The organism is Rhodococcus pseudokoreensis (assembly GCF_017068395.1).
Lineage (GTDB): Bacteria > Actinomycetota > Actinomycetes > Mycobacteriales > Mycobacteriaceae > Rhodococcus_F > Rhodococcus_F pseudokoreensis.
The window spans coordinates 6,901,848-6,923,906 of sequence record NZ_CP070619.1 but is presented as its reverse complement, the minus strand read 5'-3'; the positions used below and the strand labels follow the sequence as shown (position 1 = coordinate 6,923,906).

Annotated in this window: 16 protein-coding genes; 11 read left to right on the top strand and 5 right to left on the bottom strand. The window is 63.0% G+C overall.

Annotated elements, in window-relative coordinates; all coding sequences use genetic code 11:
• Window positions 1–17: 17 nt before the first annotated feature.
• The 9 genes from JWS13_RS36740 (at window position 18) to JWS13_RS36700 (ending at window position 13,011) form a co-directional block, all read left to right on the top strand.
• Window positions 18–1,220, top strand: a complete 1,203-nt coding sequence (locus tag JWS13_RS36740) for an amidohydrolase family protein (RefSeq protein ID WP_241032468.1) — start codon at window positions 18–20, stop codon at window positions 1,218–1,220.
• 65 nt (window positions 1,221–1,285) lie between these two features.
• Window positions 1,286–2,728 (top strand): NAD-dependent succinate-semialdehyde dehydrogenase, encoded by a 1,443-nt coding sequence (locus JWS13_RS36735; RefSeq protein WP_206010241.1) that lies wholly within the window; start codon window positions 1,286–1,288, stop codon window positions 2,726–2,728.
• 120 nt (window positions 2,729–2,848) lie between these two features.
• Complete coding sequence (locus JWS13_RS36730; RefSeq protein WP_206010240.1) at window positions 2,849–4,102, top strand: Rieske 2Fe-2S domain-containing protein; 1,254 nt, start codon at window positions 2,849–2,851, stop codon at window positions 4,100–4,102.
• 77 nt (window positions 4,103–4,179) lie between these two features.
• Window positions 4,180–4,386: a hypothetical protein gene (locus JWS13_RS36725; RefSeq protein WP_206010239.1), complete on the top strand. Its 207-nt coding sequence runs from the start codon at window positions 4,180–4,182 to the stop codon at window positions 4,384–4,386.
• 125 nt (window positions 4,387–4,511) lie between these two features.
• Window positions 4,512–5,471 carry a PDR/VanB family oxidoreductase gene (locus JWS13_RS36720; RefSeq protein WP_206010238.1) on the top strand — a complete coding sequence of 320 codons (960 nt, stop codon included), beginning with the start codon at window positions 4,512–4,514 and terminating at the stop codon, window positions 5,469–5,471.
• Between the two features lie 104 nt (window positions 5,472–5,575).
• Complete coding sequence (locus tag JWS13_RS36715; RefSeq protein WP_206010237.1) at window positions 5,576–6,193, top strand: RraA family protein; 618 nt, start codon at window positions 5,576–5,578, stop codon at window positions 6,191–6,193.
• A gap of 15 nt (window positions 6,194–6,208) precedes the next feature.
• Complete coding sequence (locus JWS13_RS36710) at window positions 6,209–7,096, top strand: fumarylacetoacetate hydrolase family protein (protein WP_206010236.1); 888 nt, start codon at window positions 6,209–6,211, stop codon at window positions 7,094–7,096.
• A gap of 249 nt (window positions 7,097–7,345) precedes the next feature.
• On the top strand, window positions 7,346–10,834 hold the full coding sequence (locus tag JWS13_RS36705) for an indolepyruvate ferredoxin oxidoreductase family protein (protein WP_241032467.1): 3,489 nt from the start codon (window positions 7,346–7,348) through the stop codon (window positions 10,832–10,834).
• A gap of 851 nt (window positions 10,835–11,685) precedes the next feature.
• Window positions 11,686–13,011 carry an MFS transporter gene (locus JWS13_RS36700; protein ID WP_206010234.1) on the top strand — a complete coding sequence of 442 codons (1,326 nt, stop codon included), beginning with the start codon at window positions 11,686–11,688 and terminating at the stop codon, window positions 13,009–13,011.
• A 673-nt stretch (window positions 13,012–13,684) separates the two neighbouring features.
• Here the strand turns inward: JWS13_RS36700 and JWS13_RS36695 are convergent.
• From JWS13_RS36695 to JWS13_RS36680, 4 genes are all read right to left on the bottom strand, one after another.
• A complete protein-coding gene (locus tag JWS13_RS36695; RefSeq protein ID WP_206010233.1) occupies window positions 13,685–14,731 on the bottom strand; it encodes a beta-keto acid cleavage family enzyme in 1,047 nt (348 codons plus the stop codon).
• Window positions 14,732–14,783: 52 nt separating this feature from the next.
• The gene (locus JWS13_RS36690; RefSeq protein WP_206010232.1) at window positions 14,784–15,695 is read right to left on the bottom strand and encodes a TauD/TfdA dioxygenase family protein; all 912 of its coding nucleotides are present in this window, start codon (window positions 15,693–15,695) and stop codon (window positions 14,784–14,786) included.
• A 99-nt stretch (window positions 15,696–15,794) separates the two neighbouring features.
• Complete coding sequence (locus JWS13_RS36685; RefSeq protein WP_087562079.1) at window positions 15,795–16,769, bottom strand: quinone oxidoreductase family protein; 975 nt, start codon at window positions 16,767–16,769, stop codon at window positions 15,795–15,797.
• Window positions 16,770–16,913: 144 nt separating this feature from the next.
• Window positions 16,914–17,972, bottom strand: coding sequence for a TauD/TfdA family dioxygenase (locus tag JWS13_RS36680; RefSeq protein WP_206010231.1), 1,059 nt, complete (start codon window positions 17,970–17,972; stop codon window positions 16,914–16,916).
• 110 nt (window positions 17,973–18,082) lie between these two features.
• On the opposite strand from JWS13_RS36680, the gene JWS13_RS36675 reads away from it, so the two are divergent.
• On the top strand, window positions 18,083–19,090 hold the full coding sequence (locus JWS13_RS36675; RefSeq protein WP_206010230.1) for an AraC family transcriptional regulator: 1,008 nt from the start codon (window positions 18,083–18,085) through the stop codon (window positions 19,088–19,090).
• 31 nt (window positions 19,091–19,121) lie between these two features.
• On the opposite strand, the gene JWS13_RS36670 is transcribed toward JWS13_RS36675, so the two are convergent.
• On the bottom strand, window positions 19,122–20,471 hold the full coding sequence (locus tag JWS13_RS36670) for an MFS transporter (RefSeq protein WP_206010229.1): 1,350 nt from the start codon (window positions 20,469–20,471) through the stop codon (window positions 19,122–19,124).
• A 532-nt stretch (window positions 20,472–21,003) separates the two neighbouring features.
• On the opposite strand from JWS13_RS36670, the gene JWS13_RS36665 reads away from it, so the two are divergent.
• Window positions 21,004–22,056: a beta-keto acid cleavage family enzyme gene (locus JWS13_RS36665; RefSeq protein ID WP_206010228.1), complete on the top strand. Its 1,053-nt coding sequence runs from the start codon at window positions 21,004–21,006 to the stop codon at window positions 22,054–22,056.
• Window positions 22,057–22,059: the final 3 nt, after the last annotated feature.

The following is a 22,059-nucleotide window of genomic DNA, read 5'->3' as shown; positions in this document are numbered from 1 at the left end:
CCGAAAAGGAGCCGATAGTGACCAACGGCCCCCGCATCCAGCCTCACGCCATCCAAGAGATCACCACGCACACCAGCACGCCCGACATTCTCGCCAACGCCCAGCGGGACCGGGAGCGCTACGGGCTCGACGATGTGTTCATCGTCGACGTGGACTCCCACCACTCGGAACTGGCCTCGTGGCCGGAGATCATCAGCTACGTCGAAGATCCGGTGCTGCGTGACACCGCTGAGCAGATGATGCTCCACCGGCCGCTGGCCGGCAAGATGGCACTGAGCAGCTACGATCCGGGACTGGCCCTGCAGGATGCTGGAGCCCGCATCCCGCACCAGTCCAACCTGGCGGAGCCGATCCCCCCTGGCGACGACCACCGAGACGTCGAGTTGGCTCGCCGGGCCATGGACGCGATGAGCATCGACGTGCAGGTCGTCTTCCCCCAGCCGATGCTCGGGATCGGTCTGCATCCCGACCCCACCATCGCGGTGCCCCTGCTGAAGGCCTACAACAGATGGTTCGTGGAGCACATCCTGCCCAAGGACCCCCGCATCAAAAGCCTGATCGCACTGCCGTTTGAAGACCCACAGGCGTGTCTGGAGACGGTCCACCTCTACGGCGACAACCCTGACGTGCTGGGCTTCATGGTGACCAGCCAACGCCACGCCGGCGTGCACAGAAATGAATACATGCGCCTGTACGCCGAGCTCGAGGAACGCGGGCTGCCGCTGGGTTTCCACGCCGGCCCCTCGTGGAAGGACACGATGACCTCCACGATGAATCGATTCCTGTCCGTGCACGCCATGTCCTTCGTCACTTGCAACATGACGCACATGACGAACTGGATCATCAACGGACTGCCCGAGCGGTTCCCCAACCTCAAGGTCATCTGGATCGAAAGCGGCCTGGCGTGGATCCCGTTCATGATGCAGCGCCTGGACCACGAATACCTGATGCGCCAGTCGGAAGCGCCACTGCTCCGCCAGCTCCCGAGTGACTACATCCGGCAGATGTACCACACCTCACAGCCTCTCGAGGTGACCGACATGAAACTGCTCGAATCCACGTTCACCGCCATGAACGCGCAGGATAGCCTTCTGTATGCCTCGGATTGGCCGCACTGGGACTTCGACCTGCCCAGCCGAATCATGAACCTGCCCTTCCTCGACCGCGATGCCAAGCTCAACATCCTCGGTGGCAACGCACGCAAACTGTTCGGCCTGTGACGAAGACACGACGTCCGAGCGGTGGACGCCATGTGCGGAAACAGACCATTCCTGAAAGGCTAACGATGGCAACGGCATATCCGGAACTGAAGCAGTACATAGACGGTGCATGGGTCCACGGCGGCAGCACCACGACGCACCCGGTCCTCAACCCCGCCGACGAAAAAGTAATCGCCCACTACCGCGAGGCCGACGCGGCCGATCTCGAGCGGGCGATCACCGCGGCACACAATGGCTTCCTCGCATGGCGCACGATCCCCCTCCAGGAGCGCACGGCCATCCTGCTCCGCTGCGCCGACCTGATCAGACAGCGTGCCGACCATCTTGCGCAGATCCTGTGTGCGGAGGGCGGGAAGCGGCTCGCGGAGGCCCGATGGGAGGTCCTGCGCGCCGCCGACTTCATCGAGTGGGACGCCCACGAGGCGCGCAGGCTCTACGGCAGGGTTCTGCCGTCCGACAGCGGAATTCAGCACGTGACGGTGCGTGAACCGATCGGACCGGTCGCTGCCCTCATCGCCTGGAACTTCCCCGCGAGCTTCCTTGCGCGCAAGGTCGGCGGCGCCCTGGCGGCAGGCTGTTCCGTGATACTCAAGGCGAGCGAGGAGACACCGGGAACGTGCGTTGCGCTCGTGCAGTGTTTCGTCGACGCCGGCATCCCCGCTGGTGCTGCGAATCTCGTACTCGGTGATCCGCCGATGATCTCCGAGCGGCTGATCCGGCATCCTGCGGTGCGCGCGGTCAGCTTCACCGGCTCCGCGGAGGTAGGGCGGATCGTAGCGGGTCTGGCAGCGGCTGAACTCAAGCCCTGCGTGATGGAACTCGGCGGCCACGCACCGGTGATCGTGTGCGCGGATGCCGACCTGCAGCGTGTGGTCACCGCCTCGATTACTGCGAAGTTCGCAAACAACGCCGGACAGGTCTGTGTCGCCCCCACTCGATTCATCGTGCACCAGAGCCTGTATGAGGACTTCGTCGACGCGCTGACCGCGGCAGCGAAGAACATTCGAGTCGGAGCGGGAACCGACCCGGATACCGACATGGGCCCCTTGATCAACCAGCGGCGCGTGGACGCAATCGACGCGCTCGTTACCGACGCCGTGCGGACCGGTGGCCGGCTGACCGCCGGCGGGCACCGACTTGAAGGGAGCGGCTACTTCTACGCACCGACAGTGATCGCCGATGTCCCCGAACAGGCCATGGCCATGTGTGAGGAGCCGTTCGGCCCCATTGCCCTGATCGCATCGTTCGCCGAACTCGACGAGGCGATCGACACGGCGAACAGTCTCCCGTATGCGCTGGCTGCCTACGCCTTCACCGAATCGGCACAAGCCGCGGGACGGCTGACCGAGCGCGTGGAGTGCGGCGTTCTGTCCATCAACCACATCGGGGCCGTACCGACCAGCGCTCCGTTCGGCGGTATCAAGGGCAGCGGATACGGCAAGGAAGGCGGCATCGAAGGGCTGCAGGCCTACACCACCCTCAAATACGTCTCGCACCAGTGGGCGTGACCGACCGCCCCGCCGGCGTGAGAGCCGCGACGGAACTCGCAAGATCTTTCCAACTAGGAGAAACCCATGAGTAACACCAAAGAGCAGCAACGGCTGTTCAAGGTCGGCCGAGGTACAGAAATGGGAGAGTATCTCAGGCGATTCTGGCTCCCAGCGCTCCAGTCGGAGGATGCACCGACGAATGAGGGAGAGCCGTATCGGATCAAGCTCCTCGGTGAATCGCTGCTGGCCTTCCGGAACACCGAGGGGCGGGTCGGAATCCTTCAGGAGGCGTGCGCCCACCGCGGAGTGTCTCTGTTCTATGGCCGGAACGAGGACTGTGGCCTGCGATGCGTCTTCCACGGATGGAAGTACGACGTCGACGGACACGTTGTCGACATGCCGAACGAGCCGCCGGAGTCGCGCTTCAAAGAGAAGATCAAGCCGATCGGGTATCCCACCGCCGAAGTGGGTGGAGTCGTCTGGGTGTTCATGGGCCAGGGCAACCCGCCTCCCCTCCCCGATTTCGCCTGGGTCAGCGCCGAACACCTCGTCGTCACCAAGCGGTACCAGGACTGCAACTGGCTCGCGGTCGTCGAGGGCGGTGTCGACTCGAGCCACGTCACGTTCCTGCACTCCACCCTCAAAGACGACGAGGGCAAGGAGCGGCCGAATCCGATCCCTGGCATCGGGGAAACCCTGCAGACAAACGACGGGTTCCCGCGCTTCGACATAGTCGAGACGAAGTACGGCTACATGGTCGGCGCCCGCCGGAACGTCGCCGACCCCGACCGCTACTACTGGCGCATCACACAGCTTGTCTTGCCGTTTTACTGGATGGCCCCTTCACCCGAAGACGGCCCGTATTACTCCTGCAAGATCGCGGTGCCGGTCGACGACGACAACACGATCAACTGGACCATCTCGTGGCATCCGCAGAGGCCGATCAGCGACGAGGACCTGGCAGTCATCATGGCGGGGGTCGGGCAGCACGTGGTAGACGTCCTCCCGCCCGACCCGTCAAAGCCCTACGGAAACTGCCGCCCGAGTCAGAACCGGTGGAACGTGTACGAGATCGACAGGGAGAGGCAGAAGAGAGCAGAATTCACAGGCGTTCACGGTCTCGGCATGCAGGATCAGTACATCCAGGAGTCCATGGGAGTCGTCCCCGACACTGCACGTGAGCACCTCGGATCGAGCGATCTGGCCGTGATCAAACTCCGGCGCCGACTGCACCAGGAAATTGATCGCGAGCAGGATCGGTCTGCCTATCCGTACACAACCAACTCGCTGAGAGACCTTCGAGGCGCGACCATGTTCCTCGATAAGAACACCTCCTGGATCCAGGAGATCGTCGACAAGATCGACCTCCCCGACGTGCTGTACGAAAGCTAGCCGGGCCCAGGGACGCATGCGCTCACATCGATGCTGGTCAAGGCTCTACATTGAACTGTTTTCTCACAGGAGGGGTCATGCCCGCAAATGATATCCGTGATTGGCTCTACGAACCTGTAGGGGTGTTGACGACCTCCTCGCATGAGAGCGAGGACGGCGAATGGGTCAGGGTGGCGGAGTATCTGGACATACCGGGATGTGTCGCGGCTGCGGGGACTGCCGAGGAAGCCGTCGCGGCGGTCGAGCAGCTCAAACAGCAGTACCTCGTGCGCCGCGACTCCTAGCGGAGTCTGTCGGCGCACGATCGGCATGGTCTGGCACCGAGTGCAGGCCGGTGAACCCTGCCCGCACAACGCCGGCGACGGCGAGTTCGACGCAGGGTTGACGAATCACCGAGGATTGGAGAGTCATGGATTCGTCGCACATGATGCGTGTTGCAAGCGTCAAATCTGAGGCGGAGGAGGTGAATTCGTTACGATTGGAATCGCCGGACGGTCGTAAGCTGTCCGGCTGGACGCCGGGGGCCCACATCGAGCTCACTCTGCCATCAGGGCGCGTCAGACAGTATTCGCTGCACGGCGATCCCGCCGATGAGCACAGCTACGACATCGCCGTTCTGCGTCAGGAAAGCGGGCGGGGCGGTTCCGTTGAACTCCACGAGTCTCTGCTCGCCGGCGAGATGGTGCGTGTGCGCGGTCCGGTCAACCGCTTCCCTTTGCGGGACAACGATGAATACCTCTTCATCGCCGGCGGAATAGGAATCACGCCTATCATCCCGATGGTGCGCGACGTTCAGCGCAGGAGGAAAAAATGGACCCTGGTCTACGGCGGTAAGACGCTGACCTCCATGGCCTTCCGAGAACACCTCAGTGATATCTCACAGGGTAGTGTTTGGTTCGTCGCTGAAGACGAACACGGGCGGATCGACCTGAAACTGGTGCTGGACTCGGCCGGTTCGAGGGCCGCAGTTTACTGCTGTGGACCGTCCGGGCTGATTTCGAGCGTCGAGGATGCATGCTCCGAGCGACAGATGGAGTTCCACTTCGAGAGGTTCGCAGCGAACCCCGAGGCCGGCGCAGCGTCGGTCCTTGATGGGACAACCCGCTCCTTCGAGGTTGAGCTGCGCCGGACTGGGCAGGTGCTGCGGGTCGCTGAGAACCAAAGCATTTTGCAGGCTGTGCGGGAAGCGATTCCTGACGTGCCGTCCTCGTGCGAGGACGGATTCTGCGGAAGTTGCGAGACGAAAGTTCTCGGCGGAATCCCCGAGCATAACGATTCCATTCTCTCCGAAAGTGAACGGCGAGAGGGAAACACAATGATGATATGTGTCGGGCGATCCCGTACCTGCAGGCTCGAACTGGACCTGTAGTGGCGCACGGTCGTCCTCATGGACCGATGAAAAAGGAACTGAGGGCATCTATGGGTGAGGTCAGCGAAACGAGCGGGCTCGATCCGGTTTTCGGTGGAACGCGTGTGAACGAGTCCGACTGCGGTCTGCTCGAGAAGTGGCGGAATGTGACTGCGGCGACCGTGTCCGACTGCCTTGGCCGCTGGCATGCAATGGATGCCGCTGTCGAGCGGCGCTGCGGTGAGCGGATGGTCGGACACGCGTTCCCGGTCAGGGTGATGCCCGGAGACAATCTGACGATCCACGAGGCGATCTCATCGGTCCCGGCCGGATCGGTTCTGGTCATCGACGCAGGGGGTTACGCCAACCGGGCAGTGTGGGGAGAACTCCTGTCAGCCGCGGCAATGGCCCGAGGTGCGGTCGGTGTCGTAGTCGACGGAGCAGTCCGGGACGTCTCGGCCCAACGCGAACTGGGTTTCGGCTGCTGGAGTCGCGCGGTGAGCCCTGCGGGCCCCCACAAGTCCGGGGGCGGGGCGTGGGGAGAACCAATCTCCTGCGGGGGGACCACCGTTTCCCCAGGCGACCTGGTCATCGCTGACGAGGACGGAGTGGTGGTCGTTCCGGCGGCGAAGTCGGATGAGACGTATCACGCACCGGTCGACCGCATGGAGGCCGAAACCGACTGGAAGGCGCAACTCCTGGCGGGCCGAACCAGCGCTTCATTGCTTGGTATATCCAAATAGAGAGAGGAAGATCTGATGCAGCTAGCCAGGATAAAGGCCACTGCCGGAGTCGATTTCGCCGTCAGAGGAAAGAACGACGAGCCATGGACCTGCCTGACGGACCTGGGCATGGATGTCAGCCGCACAGCGGAAGCGATTTCCCGTTGGAGTGACATCGACGAGGCATACACCCGGTCGGTCGGCGCCGGCGTGACAGATCCGGAACTGCTCTGTCCGGTGGTGTCGCCGAGCAAGATCGTCGCGATCGGCCTGAACTACATGGATCACATTCGTGAAACGAACTCACCAGTGCCCGAGCAGCCCGTGGTGTTCGCAAAGTACCCAAGTTCACTCAACAGCCCGAGGGGTCCCATTCTCGTCGACCCACATCTCACAGAACAAGTCGATTACGAGGTCGAACTGGCTGTCGTGATCGGGACCGAGGCCCGGCGCCTCACCCGGGACAACGCCTTGGACTGTGTATTCGGCTATGCCATCGCCAACGATGTGTCCGCCCGGGATCTGCAACGCCGGGACAGCCAATTGTCCAGGTCCAAGGGGTTCGACACCTTCTGCCCCATCGGTCCGTGGATCACCGTCGCGGACAGTGCGGGAAGTCCGCAGGACCTGCGTATCTCCTCCTGGGTCAATGGGGAAACCCGACAGGACTCGTCGACCGATCAAATGCTGTTCACGGTCGCGGACCTCCTAGTCCATCTGTCCGCGAGCATGACACTCGAGGCAGGCGATGTGATCCTCACCGGTACCCCGCCGGGTGTGGGAGTGGGACATGAGCCCCCGATGTTCCTGAAGGACGGTGACGTCGTGCGCTGCGAGATCGCAGGTCTGGGTGAACTGCGGAACACGATCAGGACCGATCCTGGGGCGCGTCTGCCGGAAACAGTCCTCCGACAATCCATCTGAGGGCGGCGTCCTCGCGAAAACCGAGCGCGGTGGCACACTCACACCCGCCCTGACATCCCTTGGGTGCCGCGGGCGCCCGCCGTGAAGCGCGCGCCGGCGGTACCCGAAATTCGACACGTCTTCGCAAGAACCGTGTTCCCTATGGTGCCCCCTTGTGTGGTTCCAGCTCTGATCTTGACGGCCTTGCGACAGCCGATACCCCGGCTCGCGAGGCCCTGTCTGCGCTTCCGCCCTGAAGGAGGGCCTTTCGTGACTGCCACAGCTGATCGACCAGTCCGGCTCGAGGACCGCTACAACGCCATCGACGGCGAAATCTATTTGTCCGGCCTTCAAGCACTTGTCCGTATCCCATTGGACCAAATGCGCCTGGACCGCCGGTCCGGGCTGAACACGGCGACGTTCATCTCCGGTTACGAGGGGTCACCGCTGGCCGGCTACGACCTCGAACTGACCCGGCAGCGCAAGCTGCTCGACGAGCACAACGTCGTGTTCAAGCCGTCCGTGAACGAGGAACTTGCAGCGACCGCTGTCATGGGCTCCCAGTTGGTATCGACGCTCGAGGAACAGAACTACGACGGAGTCGTGGGTATCTGGTACGGCAAGGCGCCCGGACTGGACCGATCAACCGATGCCCTACGACACGCCAACCTCGGCGGTTCCGCACCGACCGGCGGCGCCCTGGTGCTGGTCGGAGACGACTCCATCGCGAAATCCTCGACCGTGCCCAGCAGTTCGGAAACCGCGATGGCCGAGATCGGAATGACGGTACTGTCGCCCGCGGACCCCCAGGACGTGCTCGACCTCGGTCTCCACGGTGTCGCTCTGTCCCGTTTCTGCGGCCTGTGGACCGGACTCAAACTCGCCACCAATGTCATGGATGGATCCGGGGTAGCGGTGGCTCGAACCGACCAATTCCAACCCGTCTTCCCGGAACGGGAGATCGATGGCCGGCCGTACAACCACACGGTCTCGGCGTACTTCCTGCAGCCGAAATTGGCCGAACTCGAGAACAGCATGATGGGCAGCCGCACCGAACTGGCCCGCCGCTACGCACATGCCAATCACCTGAACAAGATCGAAGGTGACCCCGAAGCCAAAGTAGGGATCGTGGCGGCGGGCACAACGTATCTGGACGTCCACCAAGCATTGAAGACACTGGGAATCGCTCCCGACGAGCTGGCCTCGTCGGGCATTCGAATCCTTAAATTGGGAATGATCTCGCCCTTGGAACCACGGATCCTCCACGAGTTCGCGACCGGACTGGACGAGATCATCGTCGTGGAGGAGAAACGTCCCTTCATCGAGCTCGGCATCAAGGATTTGCTCTACGGACAGCCCGGCGTGCCGGCCGTCTCAGGAAAGCGCTCACCCACAGGCCAGCCCATATTCCGCGCCGATGCCGACCTGCCCCCGCATGTCATCGCCGGAGCAATCGCTCCCAGGCTCCTCGAACATCTCGACAACGTGACCGTCCGCGCCTGGCTCGAGCGCCAGGCCGCATCGTCCACGCAGCGGGCGCGGCCGCTTCTGCCACTGCTGAACCGAACGCCGTACTTCTGTTCGGGCTGCCCCCACAACCGATCCACGGCCGTCCCCGCCGGATCCCTCGTCGGATCGGGCATCGGGTGTTCAACCCTCTCCGCGATGATGCCGGAGGAGCAAGTCGGAAACATCGTGGGTATGTGCCAGATGGGCGGGGAAGGGACGGCGTGGATTGGCATGGCGCCCTTCCTCGCGCACGACCATCTGATCCAGAACCTCGGTGACGGAACCTTCCACCACTCCGGGAGCCTGGCCATCCGGGCCTGCGTCGCCGCAGGGGTGAACATCACCTACAAACTCCTCTACAACGATGCAGTCGCGATGACCGGCGGGCAGCAGGCCGTCGGGAAGATGGCGATCCCGCAGATCGTGGCCGAGCTGCTCGCCGAGGGAGTGACCAAGGTGGTCATCACCACAGAAGACCCGAAACGCTACAAGAAGGTGCGCCTTCCACGTGGGGTCAAGATTCGGCACCGTGACCGGCTGATCGAGACCCAGGAGGAGCTGGCCGAAGTCCCCGGCGTGACGGTCCTGATCCACGACCAGGAGTGTGCCACCGAACTTCGGCGCAAGCGCAAGCGCAACCTGGCTGGAGAACCCGCACCGCGGGTTATCATCAACGAGCGTGTGTGTGAAGGCTGCGGCGACTGCGGAGTGAAGTCCAATTGCCTTTCCGTGCAGCCCGTCGAGACCGAATTCGGTCGTAAGACACAGATCCACCAATCCTCCTGCAACAAGGACTTCTCCTGCCTCGACGGGGACTGCCCCTCATTCATCTCCGTCATCCCCGGCAAGAAGACCGCCACCTCCGCTCCCCGATCGCTCGGCGCCGGTGACATGCCGGACCCGGTGATCAAGGTGAATACCACCGACTTCAACCTTCGGATCACCGGAATCGGGGGCACCGGAGTGGTGACCACGGCCCAGATCATCTCCACCGCCGCGGTGATGTCCGGCATGCACGTGCGCAGCCTGGACCAGATGGGCATGGCGCAGAAGGGAGGTGCAGTCGTCTCCGACATCAAACTATCGACCACACCGTTCACTGCAACCAACAAGTTGGGCCCCGGCGAATGCGACCTCTATCTCGGCTGCGACCTCCTGGTGGCGGCCGCCGACACCAATCTGGAGGTTACCTCCACGTCACGAACCATCGCCGTGGTCTCCACGGCACAGGTCCCCACCGGGAAGATGGTGACCGACACCGCCGTCACCTTCCCCGACGTGGATGAAGTGTTCTCTCACATCCGCCGGCTGACCCGAGAGCCGGACAGCGCGTTCGCTGACGTCCGCACGCTGGTGGAAGCGCTCTTCGGCAACGACCAGTACGCCAACACCTTCCTGGTCGGAATGGCCGTTCAGGCAGGGGCCCTGCCCGTCGGCTCTGCACACATCGAGCAGGCCATCGAGCTCAACGGGGTGGCGGTGGACCGGAACATTCAGGCCTTCCGCCGGGGCCGGCAGCTCATCGCCGACCCCGACGCTTTCAACGCCGCACTGCCCACCGAACCCCGCCACTCCCCCGTCGTCACCGCCCGGACACGGCACATCGCCGAGCTGGTGCGCTCTGGTGAAAACACCCAGCTCGCCGAGGTCGTTCAACGCCTTGTCGGTGAACTCATCGCCTACCAGGACGACCGATACGCCGAGAAGTACGCACAGGCCGTGGAACTTGCGCGGCACCGGGAGGCCGAGGTCTTCGGCAACACCGGCCCCATTACCGACGCGGTCGCCAAGAACATGTACAAGCTGATGGCTTACAAGGACGAATACGAAGTCGCCCGCCTCTGCCTTGCTCCAACGCTGGAGCGGAGCATTCGAGAACAATTTGGTGAGGGCGCCCGCTACGCCTTCAAGCTGCACCCCCCGATCCTGCGAACTCTCGGGATGGAGCGGAAGATCAGCCTCGGATCCTGGTCCAAACCAGCCTTCAAGGCCTTGTACAGAATGCGCCGACTGCGAGGAACCCGGCTGGACCCGTTCGGCCGGGGCGAAGTCCGCGAAACCGAGCGGTCCCTGATCGAGGAGTACTCCAACGCGCTCGGCATCGCACTGTCCGCTTTGACACCCGTCAACCTGTCCGTCGTCACCGAGATTGCATCGCTACCCGACATCGTCCGCGGGTATGAGCACATCAAGCTGGCCAATGTGGAACAGTTCCGCACCAAGCTCGCCGAACTGACTGCAACACTGTGACCAAATTGTCGACCTCTTCTTCCCGACCCTGAAGTGACGAAGGGGTGCGCACGGCCTGGGGTTCCGCCCTGATGATCACCATGGGATCCCAGGCCGGCCCTTGACGTACCGCGCTGGTTTTGGCCACTGCTCGCGCTCCGCGACGTCCGGAAGACCGAACCTCACTATCGTCGGGCGAATCGTTCTGCCCACATATGTTGGGCCGCAAACAACTCTGAACACACATCCCCCTACAACGGCACCCAGGCCCGAAAGAGACGGCGGGCGCCGGAGCCTGAGGCCACTGCAATCGGGAAGCACTGCCGCCGAATCCTAACCCGGCAAACTCGATGGTCGCCGAGGCCTCAGCCGAGCAGCGTCGACGACCACAATTGCTCTATTGACGCCACACGCAACCCATCCTATGGTGATATCGTTCACAGAACGATATCAATTTTATCGCACAGTGATAGTCACCAGAGCTGATTTGCAGCCACCCACTGTCGGCAGGATCAGACCTCGTATCGTGCGCACTTACCTGGACGAGCCTCCGACACGGCAGCCCACCATCGAGCTCTCGATGGAATAGCCATCCCTAGCGGCACAGGAAGAGATCCCAATGCCTTGCATCTCGTCTTCACGCTCGGCTCTCGCCGCAATGGAGAGCACGCTTGGCCAGAGGCTTTCAACTGGTCTCACCGGATAGCGCGAGCCACACGACCCTGAGCGCGGACGGTAACGGGACGCCGTCGACGTCCGGTTAGGACAAATCCGGGTTCCGCAAACCCTCCCTGAAGTAACTTCCGCAGTGCGGTTTTCGCCCCGCACAGCCGAGGTTTGTCGATCGAAATGCCAAACTGTGAGGAGCCAGAGTGTCAACCAGCGATCTCATCGATATTGGAACCAGTCAGCGCGTGCGTACCACCAAGAGCCGGCTACAGCCATGGGCCATCACCCTGCTGCTGTCCGCTTTCCTCTTCATCAACTTCGCAGACAAGGCGGTCCTGGGCTTGGTGGCCAAGCCGCTGAGTGAGGAGTTCGGACTCGATCACGCCGCGTACGGGCACCTGGCGAGTGCCTTTTACCTACTGTTCAGTGTCGCGGCCTTTCTGGTGGGAATGCTGACGAACCGCATTTCGACACGGTGGCTGCTGCTCATTCTGGCGTTGCTGTGGTCGCTGACCCAGGTGCCGATGATCTGGACCACAAGCATCGCAGTCGTGTATGCCAGCAGAATCGCACTCGGAGCAGCCGAGGGGCCGGCATTCGGGTTGGCGAGTCACGCCGTCCACAAGTGGTTCGACAACGCGCACCTCCAACTGCCCAACAGCGTGGTCGCAGTCGGCGCGAAGCTTGGGTCGCTCGTCGCCGCCCCGATGCTGACATGGGTCATCGTGCAGTTCGGCTGGCGCCAGGCCTTCGTTGCGGTCGCCATTGCCGGATTGATCTGGAGCCTGCTCTGGCTCGCCGTGGGCCGCGAGGGACCGATCACGAGCGTTCACCAAGAACCCGCCGACCGCGAGGGCGACACAGCGGCCGACGCCGAGGAGCGCAAGGTGCCCTACCGGCAGCTTCTCTTGTCCCGCACCTATTTAGGACAGTTGATACTTTCCTGTGCAGGCTACTTCGGCCTCGCCCTGGCAGTGACATGGCTGCCCAGCTTCCTGCAGGAAGGACTGCACCGATCGCTGACGACAACGGGCAGCCTCGTCGCGGTCTACTGGGGTGTCGCCGCGCTTCTCACGTTCGGGGCAGGGCTGGTCTCCCAGCGAATGACTTTGCGCGGGATCTCGACCCGCTGGTCACGTGGGGCGGTGGGCGCTGCGATGATACTCGTCGGCGGAGTGTCGATCTCCCTGGCCGCTGTCGTCCAAACACCGACCTCGAGCTTCGCCCTCGTCGCGCTGGGCATGGGCGCGCCGAGTGCCGTGTTCGCAATCAGCGCCACGATCCAAGGTGAAATCACCCCCATGCGGCAACGCGGGACGGTACTGGGGCTCACGGTCGGGGTAGCAACACTGAGCGGAGTCATCGCACCCAGCGTGATGGGAGTCCTCGTGCAGGCCGATCTGGGCTCGCTCGCCGGGTACCAGAATGGTTTCAAGGTGCTCGGCGCAATCTGCATGCTGGCCGCCATACTCGGGTTCGCCCTGATCAACCCGGCCCGCGACGCCGCGCGTTTGCTCGGCAGTCGATAAACCGTCCCGCCCCGAGAACACAGAACCGACCGGATTTCCTCGCCAGTTCGAACTGTGGCCCGAAGGATCTGGCGCGCGCCGCCTGCTTCCGGCATGCTCACAAAGCTTTCGGAATTGTGGCGATCGAAAGATTGCTTGTGACAAGAGTTGGACTGCGTGATCCGATGCCCGCCTGTGCCCCCAAGGGCTGCGCAGGCGGGCAACGGGGCGGTCAGGTCCCGACGTTGACGAACTGTTTGCAGAAGATCCGCCGGAGGGTGCGGCGATGAACGCCATGGTCGGAACCCATCTTCCGCGATGCCTGGTACTTGACCTTTTCCGCTGCGAGCCAACCGGGAGACTTCGCCGACGACGGTGGACCAATAGCCCCGGTCCTCGGCGATCACGAGTGAGTAGACCGCGACCCGGTGGAAGGCACTGATGCTATCGCACAGGAGGCCGCCATCACGACAACGATGCCGCCGGGCGTGAGCTCGACGGCATCGATGACGCGGACTTCGTCCTTGGTGAATACATTGTGTCTGTCACTCGAGAGATGTACGCCGCGGGGCCTGCGAATGTTGCCCGGCGGACCGATGCTCATGGGGTAGTTCACGTTCGGTGGCGCAACACGGGTCGGGGCGAGGTGTGTGCACGACCCGTGTTGCGCCGGTTGTGTTCTGTGACAGCTACTTCAGGCGTGGTGGGTGAATCCGGCCTGGCCGGGTCGGCGGTTGGGCGAGAACCCGGTCTTGGCCAGGGTCTCGTCGACGTTGTCGTATCGTTCGTCGAGCTTGTAGATTTCGCGGGCCTCCTTGCCGGTGGCGACCTCGCGGCCGAGTTCGCCGGCAATGCGGACCAGCTGTTCGATCTGCTGGACCGAGGTGATCTTCTCGCCCTTGCGACCCCACAGAGTGTCCTCGTTACCACAACGGGTGTGCATGCCCATCGCGATGGCCATCGCGTTGATCGGCAACACCGAACGCATGAAGGATTCGAAGGTCACGACCGCACCCTCGGGAGCCCGACGGATGAATTCCATTGCATTGCAGGGGTTCGGGCCATCGCCGCCACCACCGATCCCCACCCAGGTCAGGTTCAGCGGACCGGTGTACGCGCCACTCCTGAGCAGACGCTCGAGCTTCTCGAGGTGCTGAATTCCGGGAACCTGGAAGTGTGGCTGGATTCCGGCGGCCTGCAACCGCCTCAGGTGCTCCTCGACCCAGCTGGGTCCGGCGGGAACCACCATCTCGCGGTTCTCCTCCCATACCTCGGGACGCTCGAAGGACGTGCCCGCGATGGTGTCCGGAGTCATCAGGTCGGTGATGTTCATCTGCTTCGTCGACACGGCGACGGCGACCTGGTCGGGCTTCGGATCGAGCTCGGCGATCATGTGCCGGGCATCCTCGGCCGACCACTGCGCACCCTCGTCTTCCGGCTCGAACGAGACCGACCCGCCGACCTGCAGGATCATATCCGGCACGGCCTCGCGCAAACGGCCGAGGAGTTCGTTGAACGTCGAGAGCCGTGTCGATCTCTTGCCGTCGAGTTCGCGGACGTGGATATGGAGGACCGAAGCGCCGGCCTCATAGCAGTCGACGGCGGCCTGAACGTGCTCCTCCATCGTCAACGGCAGGTCTTCGCGGAAGTCGTCCAGTTCCCACTTGGGACCGTACGGCGCCGCGGTGATGACCAGTTTGTCCTGGTTTTCGGGGAAGAGTGCATCGTCGAGGAAATGCATTGTGAAACTCCATTTCTCACAAGTTGTTCTTACGGGGCCGTGGAACTGCGCGTCAGAAGGGGCGGTCGCCGACGATCCCGGCGCGTTCCATCTTGCGGACGGCGGGCCAGTAGTCCTGGACGGCGTAGTGCTGGGTGGATCGGTTGTCCCAGATGGCGACGCTGTTCGGGGTCCACCGCCAGCGCACCTGGTATTCGGGGATCGAGGCCTGGCTGATCAGGTAGTTGAGCAGGTTGCTGCTGCCGGGGGCGTAGTCGATGCCGCACCGGATGTTGTCCGGCGTGTGGTAATTGGTGAAATGGGTGGTGAAGCAGTTGACGAACAGGATCTTCTCGCCCGTCTCCGGGTGGGTGCGGACCACGGGGTGTTCGGGGTCGGGGAACCGCTCCTTGAGTTCGAGTCGCTGTTCGAGCGGCATGCGGGCGCCGAAGGTCGCCTCGATGCTGTGGCGGGCGCGGAGGCCGTCGATCTGTTCCTTGACGCGTTCGGGCAGCCGCTCGTAGGCGAGTGCCATGTTCACCCAGATCGTGTCGCCGCCGACCTCGGGGCCGTCGATATTCCGCAGGATGGCTCCCATCGGCGGGTTGTCACGCCAGGTGGCGTCGCAGTGGTAGGCGTTCTCGTAGTGCTCCGCGGGGCTGTCGAGGTCCTTGTAGATCCGGACCAACCCCGGGTGATTCGGGTCGCTCCCGGCCTTCGGGTGATCTTCGAGCAGACCGAAACGTTCTGCCAACGCGACGTGCTCCGCCCGGCTCATCTCCTGATCGCGGAAGAACAGCACCTTGTACTTCAGCAGCAGCGATCTCAGTTCGGCGAACAACCCGTCGTCGTGGACGACGGCGGCGAGGTCGACGCCGCTCAGCTCGGCGCCGATGCTGCAGGTGAGAGGTTCTGCGGTGAAAGTCGTCCGAATGGTGGACAGGTCGGTCGGTCGAACAGGCTCGAGGTCAGATATTGCGCCCATGGCGTACTCCTGTACTGACTGGGTCAGTGGGTGGCATCGGCCGGCAAGGGCACGGCAAGCGGCGGCGAATACACCCACGAAATCGGCTGTGGTGGACGGTCAGAATGTGAACACCGAGGAACCGGTGGTACTTCCGGATTCCAGATCGCGATGGGCACGCACCGCATCGTCCAGCGCATACCGCTGGTTGATATTGATGGCGATTCGGCCTGCCGCAACATGTTCGAACAGCTCGGCAGACAAGGCGGCCTTCTCTGCCGGGTCGGCGATGTAGTCTGCGAGCGCCGGGCGGGTCACGTAGACCGAGCCGTTGAGCGCCAGCTGCATCGCCTCGATGGGCGGAATCGGCCCGGACGCGGTGCCGAAACACACCAGCAACCCTCGCCGTTTGAGCGACTTCAGCGAGCTGTCGAAGGTGGTAGCTCCGATACTGTCGTAGACGACCGAAACACCCTTGCCGTCCGTCATATCGCGAACGCGGCTCGCGACGTCTTCTTGCGTGTAGATGATCACTTCGTCGCACCCGTTCGCACGGGCAATCTCAGCCTTGTGTTCGCTCGAGACAGTCCCGATCACCTTCACGCCGAGTAGCTTTGCCCACTGAGTGAATATCAGCCCTACTCCACCCGCCGCGGCGTGAAGCAGAACCGTGTCGCCTGCCTGCACATCCCAGATCCTCCGCAACAGATATGAGGTGGTGAGTCCACGCATTGTCATCGCGGCGGCAATCTCGAACGGGATCGCCTCCGGAATTGCGATCAGGTGTTTTGCGGGCATGACCCGCTCCGTGCTGTACGCACCGAGTGGACTGCCGGTGTACGTGACCCGGTCGCCCGGCTGGAAGTCGGTGACCCCCTCGCCGACGGCCTCGATGATTCCGGCAGCCTCGACACCCATTCCTGCCGGCAACGCGGCTGGATACAGGCCGGTGCGATAGTAGGTGTCGGCGAAGTTCAGTCCCACTGCCTCGTGCCGGATACGGACCTCACCGAGCCCTGGATCTCCGACCTCGATCCACTCCCACTTGAGGACGTCCGGGCTACCGATCTCGTAGTAACGGATGGCCTTGGCCATATGATTCTCCTTCAGGTTGTTGCCGTCTTCGCCCCGAAGGCACGATGACGGCGGGTGTCATTCAGCAGTAGTCGATCCGTGTTCTCGAGCGGGCCGGAACCTGCGCGGGGTAGCACCCGCCGGTGAGTTCTGCGCGGCCCGTCGCTATGGGCGCTGCGACCGACCGATGCCGGTGGGCATCACGACGTCGCGGGGAGTTACCTCGCCTCGACCGCCCCGGCCGTTCAGCCAGGTGAAAGCCGAGGGCAGCGCACGTCCGTGACGGAGGGTCAACCAGAGCTCGAGCAAGTCTGTGGCCGCGCGCCCACGTGAGCTGACGTGGGTCTGCGCGTGCAGTACGGCGTAATTGTTGAACAGGTGAATCTCGCCGGGCCGCAGGTCTACCTCGAACCGCAAGCGCGCCGATCCGAGCAGTTCATCGACAAGGTCCAACAGTGCGAGGTCGTCAGAATCGAGTCCTGGCACGCCGGAATACCGTTGTGCGGAATCAATATCGTGTCGGGAGTAGCGAATGCTCAGTTTGCCGTCGAACCAACAGGCCAAGGGCACTGCACGGTACGGTCGCTCACCTGGAGGCTGATCCCCGCGACGGTCGAGGTGATAGGTCCTGAACAGCCGCTCGGCGAGATGCGGCCACCCGGCAAGAATCTCGTTGAAGATTGCCGCCGAACTGACCACGACAGACCGATTGCCGGATCCCAGGCCGAGTACCGCGGTGACATCGGACCCCGCGGAGGTGAGCGGCGCAGCCTTCTCGGTCGCCGCTGACGGCCGCACCGTGCCGAGCATGTGGCCGTATGCGTTCTGGGATACCGGGATCCCGAGGTGCTGACCGATTCCCCACAGGATCGTCCTGAGATCTGCCTCGCCGTAGTGTTCCGCCGGGATCCCACGGATCGCGGCAAACCCGAGGCCGCCGTCGAGGCTGGTCGCGACCTGCCGCAGCCTCGCCGCAAGGTTCGGAAGCGGAAAATGCTCGGACTCGAGCCTGAGGATCGGCAAACTACATGCCTGGGCAGCTCGCAAGGCCGAGTCGAGCTCTGCGACGTCTGCGGCCGACAGCTGGATGCACCAGTCAGTGGCATCGACCAGATCACCGGCGTGCCACGAATTACGTGAACGGTACGGCACCTGCAATACGGCCCCGGCCGACGCGGAAGCCGGCTGCGGAGGAACGTGAATCCCGAACTGTTGGGGGATCATTGGCTCTCCTCCTCTCGTGTGATGTTCCCAACATTAGGAATGAGTTGAGCCGAGTGCTTAACTTGACGGGCGGATGACTTGATGATTTGGGCACTTAGGAGCATGTTGCAGTGAAACCTCTTGCTCGCTACGCAACGTTGATCGGCTATCTCGACGTATGTCGCGATGTGGGGATCGAACCGGTACCGCTGATGAAGGACGCGGGAGTTGATGTCGGCGGTCTCGGCACGCAAGATCGATGGATCTCCGCGGCGGCGATTGCCCGGCTCCTCGAGCAATCTGCGGCCCAGTCCGGGCGCGAAGACTTCGGGTTACAACTGGCCGTACGCCGTCAGTTCGCAAATCTCGGTCCGCTCAGCGTGGTTGTCCGGGACGAACCGGATGTTCGGAGTGCTCTTCGAATCCTCGCCCGATATACGCACGTCTATAACGAGGCGCTGCAGCCTCACTTGCACGAGGCGAACGGCGTGATGACGGTACGCATCGACACCAATGTCGGGGAACAGATCGAAGCGAGGCAATTTGTCGAACTCGGGGTCGCCGCAATATATCGATTGTTGCGCGGCTTCATCGGTTCACGCTGGAAGCCACTCGCGGTGTGTTTTCCCCACCCGGCACCCGCGGATGTCAGCACCCACCGCCGCATCTTCGGGGGGACTATCAATTTCGATTCCGATTTCACCGGGATCGTCATCGAGTCTCGTGACCTCGACTCCCCCAACCGGATGTCGGACCCATCTCTTCGCCCCTACACCCACCACATTCTCGCGTCGTTCGGCGAGCCCGGAGATGTGAGCGTCGCTCTACGAGTTCGCGAATCAATCGAGGTTCTGTTACCGACCGGGCGTTGCAGTGCTGAACAGGTAGCTCGCAGCCTCGGCATCGACCGTCGGTCGCTGCACCGACGACTGACCGAAACCGGCGAAACCTACTCGTCGATCCTGAACTCGGTACGGACCGACCTCGCAGAACGCATGGTCGGAAGCGCACGCCCCGACCTCACCGAGATTTCCACTCTTCTCGCCTTCTCTGCACCGAGCAGTTTCTCACGCTGGTTCCACGGACAGTTCGGCTGCAGCCCCACCCAATGGCGTCTCCAGCACCAGTCGTCGTCATGAGGCCGCCGACGAAGCGACCCGGGACTGGCGACTACGGCGTACGGCAGATGAGTAGGCGGTCCCGCTCGGGGTTCGCGAACAGCAGAATGAGGATGCCGCCGATCGCTACGAAGATGCCGACGCCTTGAAACGCTAGAGCGTATCCATCTGCTGCAGTCGCCGCGTGCTCGACGACGACACCAGTCGCATACGGAGCGATCAAACCTCCGATGCCCATCAGGGCCAGGTACATACCCATCGTGCCGGCGGTCTGCTGCGGTGGGCACAGCTCGGAGACGGCGGAATGTATCAACGGCAACGCGATCAAAGCGGAGCCGTATCCGAGGGAGAGCACGACGACGGCCACTACCGGCACCTCGATCAACGGAAGCGTCACCAGCACGGCCCCGCACACGAGGACACCTGCACTCGCGATGACGATGCGCGCGACCCGCGAGCCGACGCCGCGCTGAATCAAACGGTCAGTGATCGCGCCGGACGCGATCATGGTCACCAGAGCTACGACGGACGGAAGCGCGAACAGCGACCCAGCCTGCAAGGCCGTGTAGCCGAGGCCCAGCTCGAAGTAGGACGGCAGCCAGGTAAGCACGACCGTGGTCAAGGCATAGAGAGCCATCGCCAGGAGAGCGCAGGTGACGAACGTGCGCGAGAGAAAGATCCGACGCCATGGAACGGAGGGCTGCGTGGGCGACGCATCCCCCGTGGCCTGCGCCGGCACCGAATCCTCAGCCTCGACCGTCTTCGCGATGTGTGGGCCCTCGGTCCAGCCGATCAGCCAACACACTGCCCACAATGCCCCCAGCCCGGAAAGGACCAAGATCGCTACGCGCCAGCCGTACTCGATGGTGACGAAGGCAAGGATGGGTGCAATGACGATCTTCGCAACGGAGGCGGAACTACCGAGCAATGCGGTCACCAGGCCGCGCTTGGCGGGCGGATGCCACGAATACGCAGCGGTGTGCATCAGTGCAGTAGCCGGCCCCTCGGACAGTCCGAGTAGCATCCGTGAAGCGACCAGTACCGCAAAGGAGGCCGCGAGCACCAGCGGCAACATGACGACCGACCATATGAGGGCAACCACCAGCAACGCCCATTTGAGCGTGAGGTACCTGTTCAAGGGACCGGCCAGGAAGCCTCCGATCGTAAATGCCAGATAGAACAGCGAGCCGACCAGTCCGATCTGCGAAGCGGTGAAATCGAGCTCGCGCGCCAACGGCTGGGCGATGATGCCCAAGACTGCCTTGTCGGCGTAGTTCACGATATAGAGGAAGATGACGAGTCCTGTCGTACCCCATACCCGTCGATTCGTCACGAGACGAGGTCGGGCGAGGCCACCGGAGTGACCGGTTGAACGGCCCCGGTACGTCTTGGCAGTAGTCATTGGGAATCCTTCACGAGTCGGACAGCAGAACACTGCGACAGCACGGTTTCTTGATACTTGCTTCCACCTGCCCAGGGACGTGCAGGAAATTCTGGGGAGGAAATGAGAGGGAGGGCTTGCGGCGGCCTGTCAGCCGGCCGGAAGATCGATGTGGCGGCCGTCACAAAGTACATCAGGCGTCTCCAGCCCGCAAGGCCGCGGCCGGCGAATGCCGCGTTGCTCGCCGTGGGTGACCGATTGCACACCCTTTCGCACCTTGCACAAGACGAGTCCTGCAGCGCGAGAAGGTGATAGAAATCGGGGCGGCCGTGGTGCGATCACGCGGGCAAACATGGCCCGAAGCGGCAGGACGCCCAAATTGTCAAGCCAAGAGCCCGTCAGGTTAAGCACTCCCGCCTGCCAGTTCGTAGTGTTGCGCCTATCACACCTGAACAGGGTGGTCGAGAAATTCTCGAATCATCGGTGGCAGCCCCATCCACTACTCAGCTGCACTACCTGCAAGAGCTCAATCTATGAGAAATGGAGTCTCACAGTGCATTTCCTTGACGATTCACTCTTCCCCGAGAACCAGGAGAAGCTGGTCATCACCGCAGCGCCGTACGGACCCGAATGGGAGTTGGACGACTTCCGCGAGGACCTGCCGTTGACGATGGAGGAGCACGTTCAGGCTGCCGTCGATTGCTACGAGGCCGGCGCGACGGTACTGCACATCCACGTCCGCGAACTCGACGGCAAGGGCTCCAAGCGCCTGTCGAAGTTCAACGAACTGCTCGCGGGTCTGCGCGAGGCGGTGCCGGACATGATCCTGCAGGTCGGCGGTTCCATCTCCTTCGCCCCCGAGGGCGAGGGCGCGGACGCGAAGTGGCTCACCGACGACACCCGGCACATGCTTGCCGAACTCGATCCGAAGCCCGACCAGGTCACCGTCGCCGTGTCGACGAAGCAGATGAACATCACCGACCTGATGACTCCGGACACCATCGCGGGCACGTCTTTCGAGCGTCCCGAGGTGTGGGAGGCCTACCGCGAGATGGTGGTTCCCGCCGGACCCAGCTGGGTTGAAGAACACGTGCGGCGGTTGCAGGCCGCCGGAATCCAGCCGCATTTCCAGATCCCCGGAATTCCGCAACTCGAGAAGCTCGAACGTCTGCTCAGGCGCGGCGCGTACACCGGCCCGCTCGTGCTGACCTGGGTGGGGATCGGGGGTGGCGGCGATGGCCCGAACCCCTTCAACGCAATGGAATTCATTCGCCGGGCTCCCGAGGGCGCGGTCCTGACACTCGAGTCACTCATGCGTTCGGTGTTGCCGATCAACACGATGGCGATCGCGATGGGCCTGCACGTTCGCTGCGGCAACGAGGACACCATCTGGGGTCGCAAGGGCGAGAGGATGACCTCGGTCCAGCAGATCGAACAGCTGGTCCGCATTGCCGGCGAACTCGGCCGCGAGGTCGCTACCGGCAAGGAGGCCCGCGAAATCTACAAGCTCGACGAACGATACGACAACGTCGACGAGACCCTGGCCAAGACCGGGTTCTCGCCCAACCGCCGACCCGGACAGGTCGGATTCACCCACCACGCCTGAAGT

What these genes read in the sequence shown, in the direction of transcription:
- JWS13_RS36720 (WP_206010238.1), top strand. Translation starts at nt 4,512, where the DNA reads ATGGATTCGTCGCACATGATGCGTGTTGCAAGCGTCAAATCTGAGGCG.
- JWS13_RS36670 (WP_206010229.1), bottom strand. Translation starts at nt 20,471, where the DNA reads ATGACTACTGCCAAGACGTACCGGGGCCGTTCAACCGGTCACTCCGGT.
- JWS13_RS36695 (WP_206010233.1), bottom strand. Translation starts at nt 14,731, where the DNA reads ATGCATTTCCTCGACGATGCACTCTTCCCCGAAAACCAGGACAAACTG.
- JWS13_RS36710 (WP_206010236.1), top strand. Translation starts at nt 6,209, where the DNA reads ATGCAGCTAGCCAGGATAAAGGCCACTGCCGGAGTCGATTTCGCCGTC.
- JWS13_RS36690 (WP_206010232.1), bottom strand. Translation starts at nt 15,695, where the DNA reads ATGGGCGCAATATCTGACCTCGAGCCTGTTCGACCGACCGACCTGTCC.
- JWS13_RS36680 (WP_206010231.1), bottom strand. Translation starts at nt 17,972, where the DNA reads ATGATCCCCCAACAGTTCGGGATTCACGTTCCTCCGCAGCCGGCTTCC.
- JWS13_RS36685 (WP_087562079.1), bottom strand. Translation starts at nt 16,769, where the DNA reads ATGGCCAAGGCCATCCGTTACTACGAGATCGGTAGCCCGGACGTCCTC.
- JWS13_RS36735 (WP_206010241.1), top strand. Translation starts at nt 1,286, where the DNA reads ATGGCAACGGCATATCCGGAACTGAAGCAGTACATAGACGGTGCATGG.
- JWS13_RS36730 (WP_206010240.1), top strand. Translation starts at nt 2,849, where the DNA reads ATGGGAGAGTATCTCAGGCGATTCTGGCTCCCAGCGCTCCAGTCGGAG.
- JWS13_RS36725 (WP_206010239.1), top strand. Translation starts at nt 4,180, where the DNA reads ATGCCCGCAAATGATATCCGTGATTGGCTCTACGAACCTGTAGGGGTG.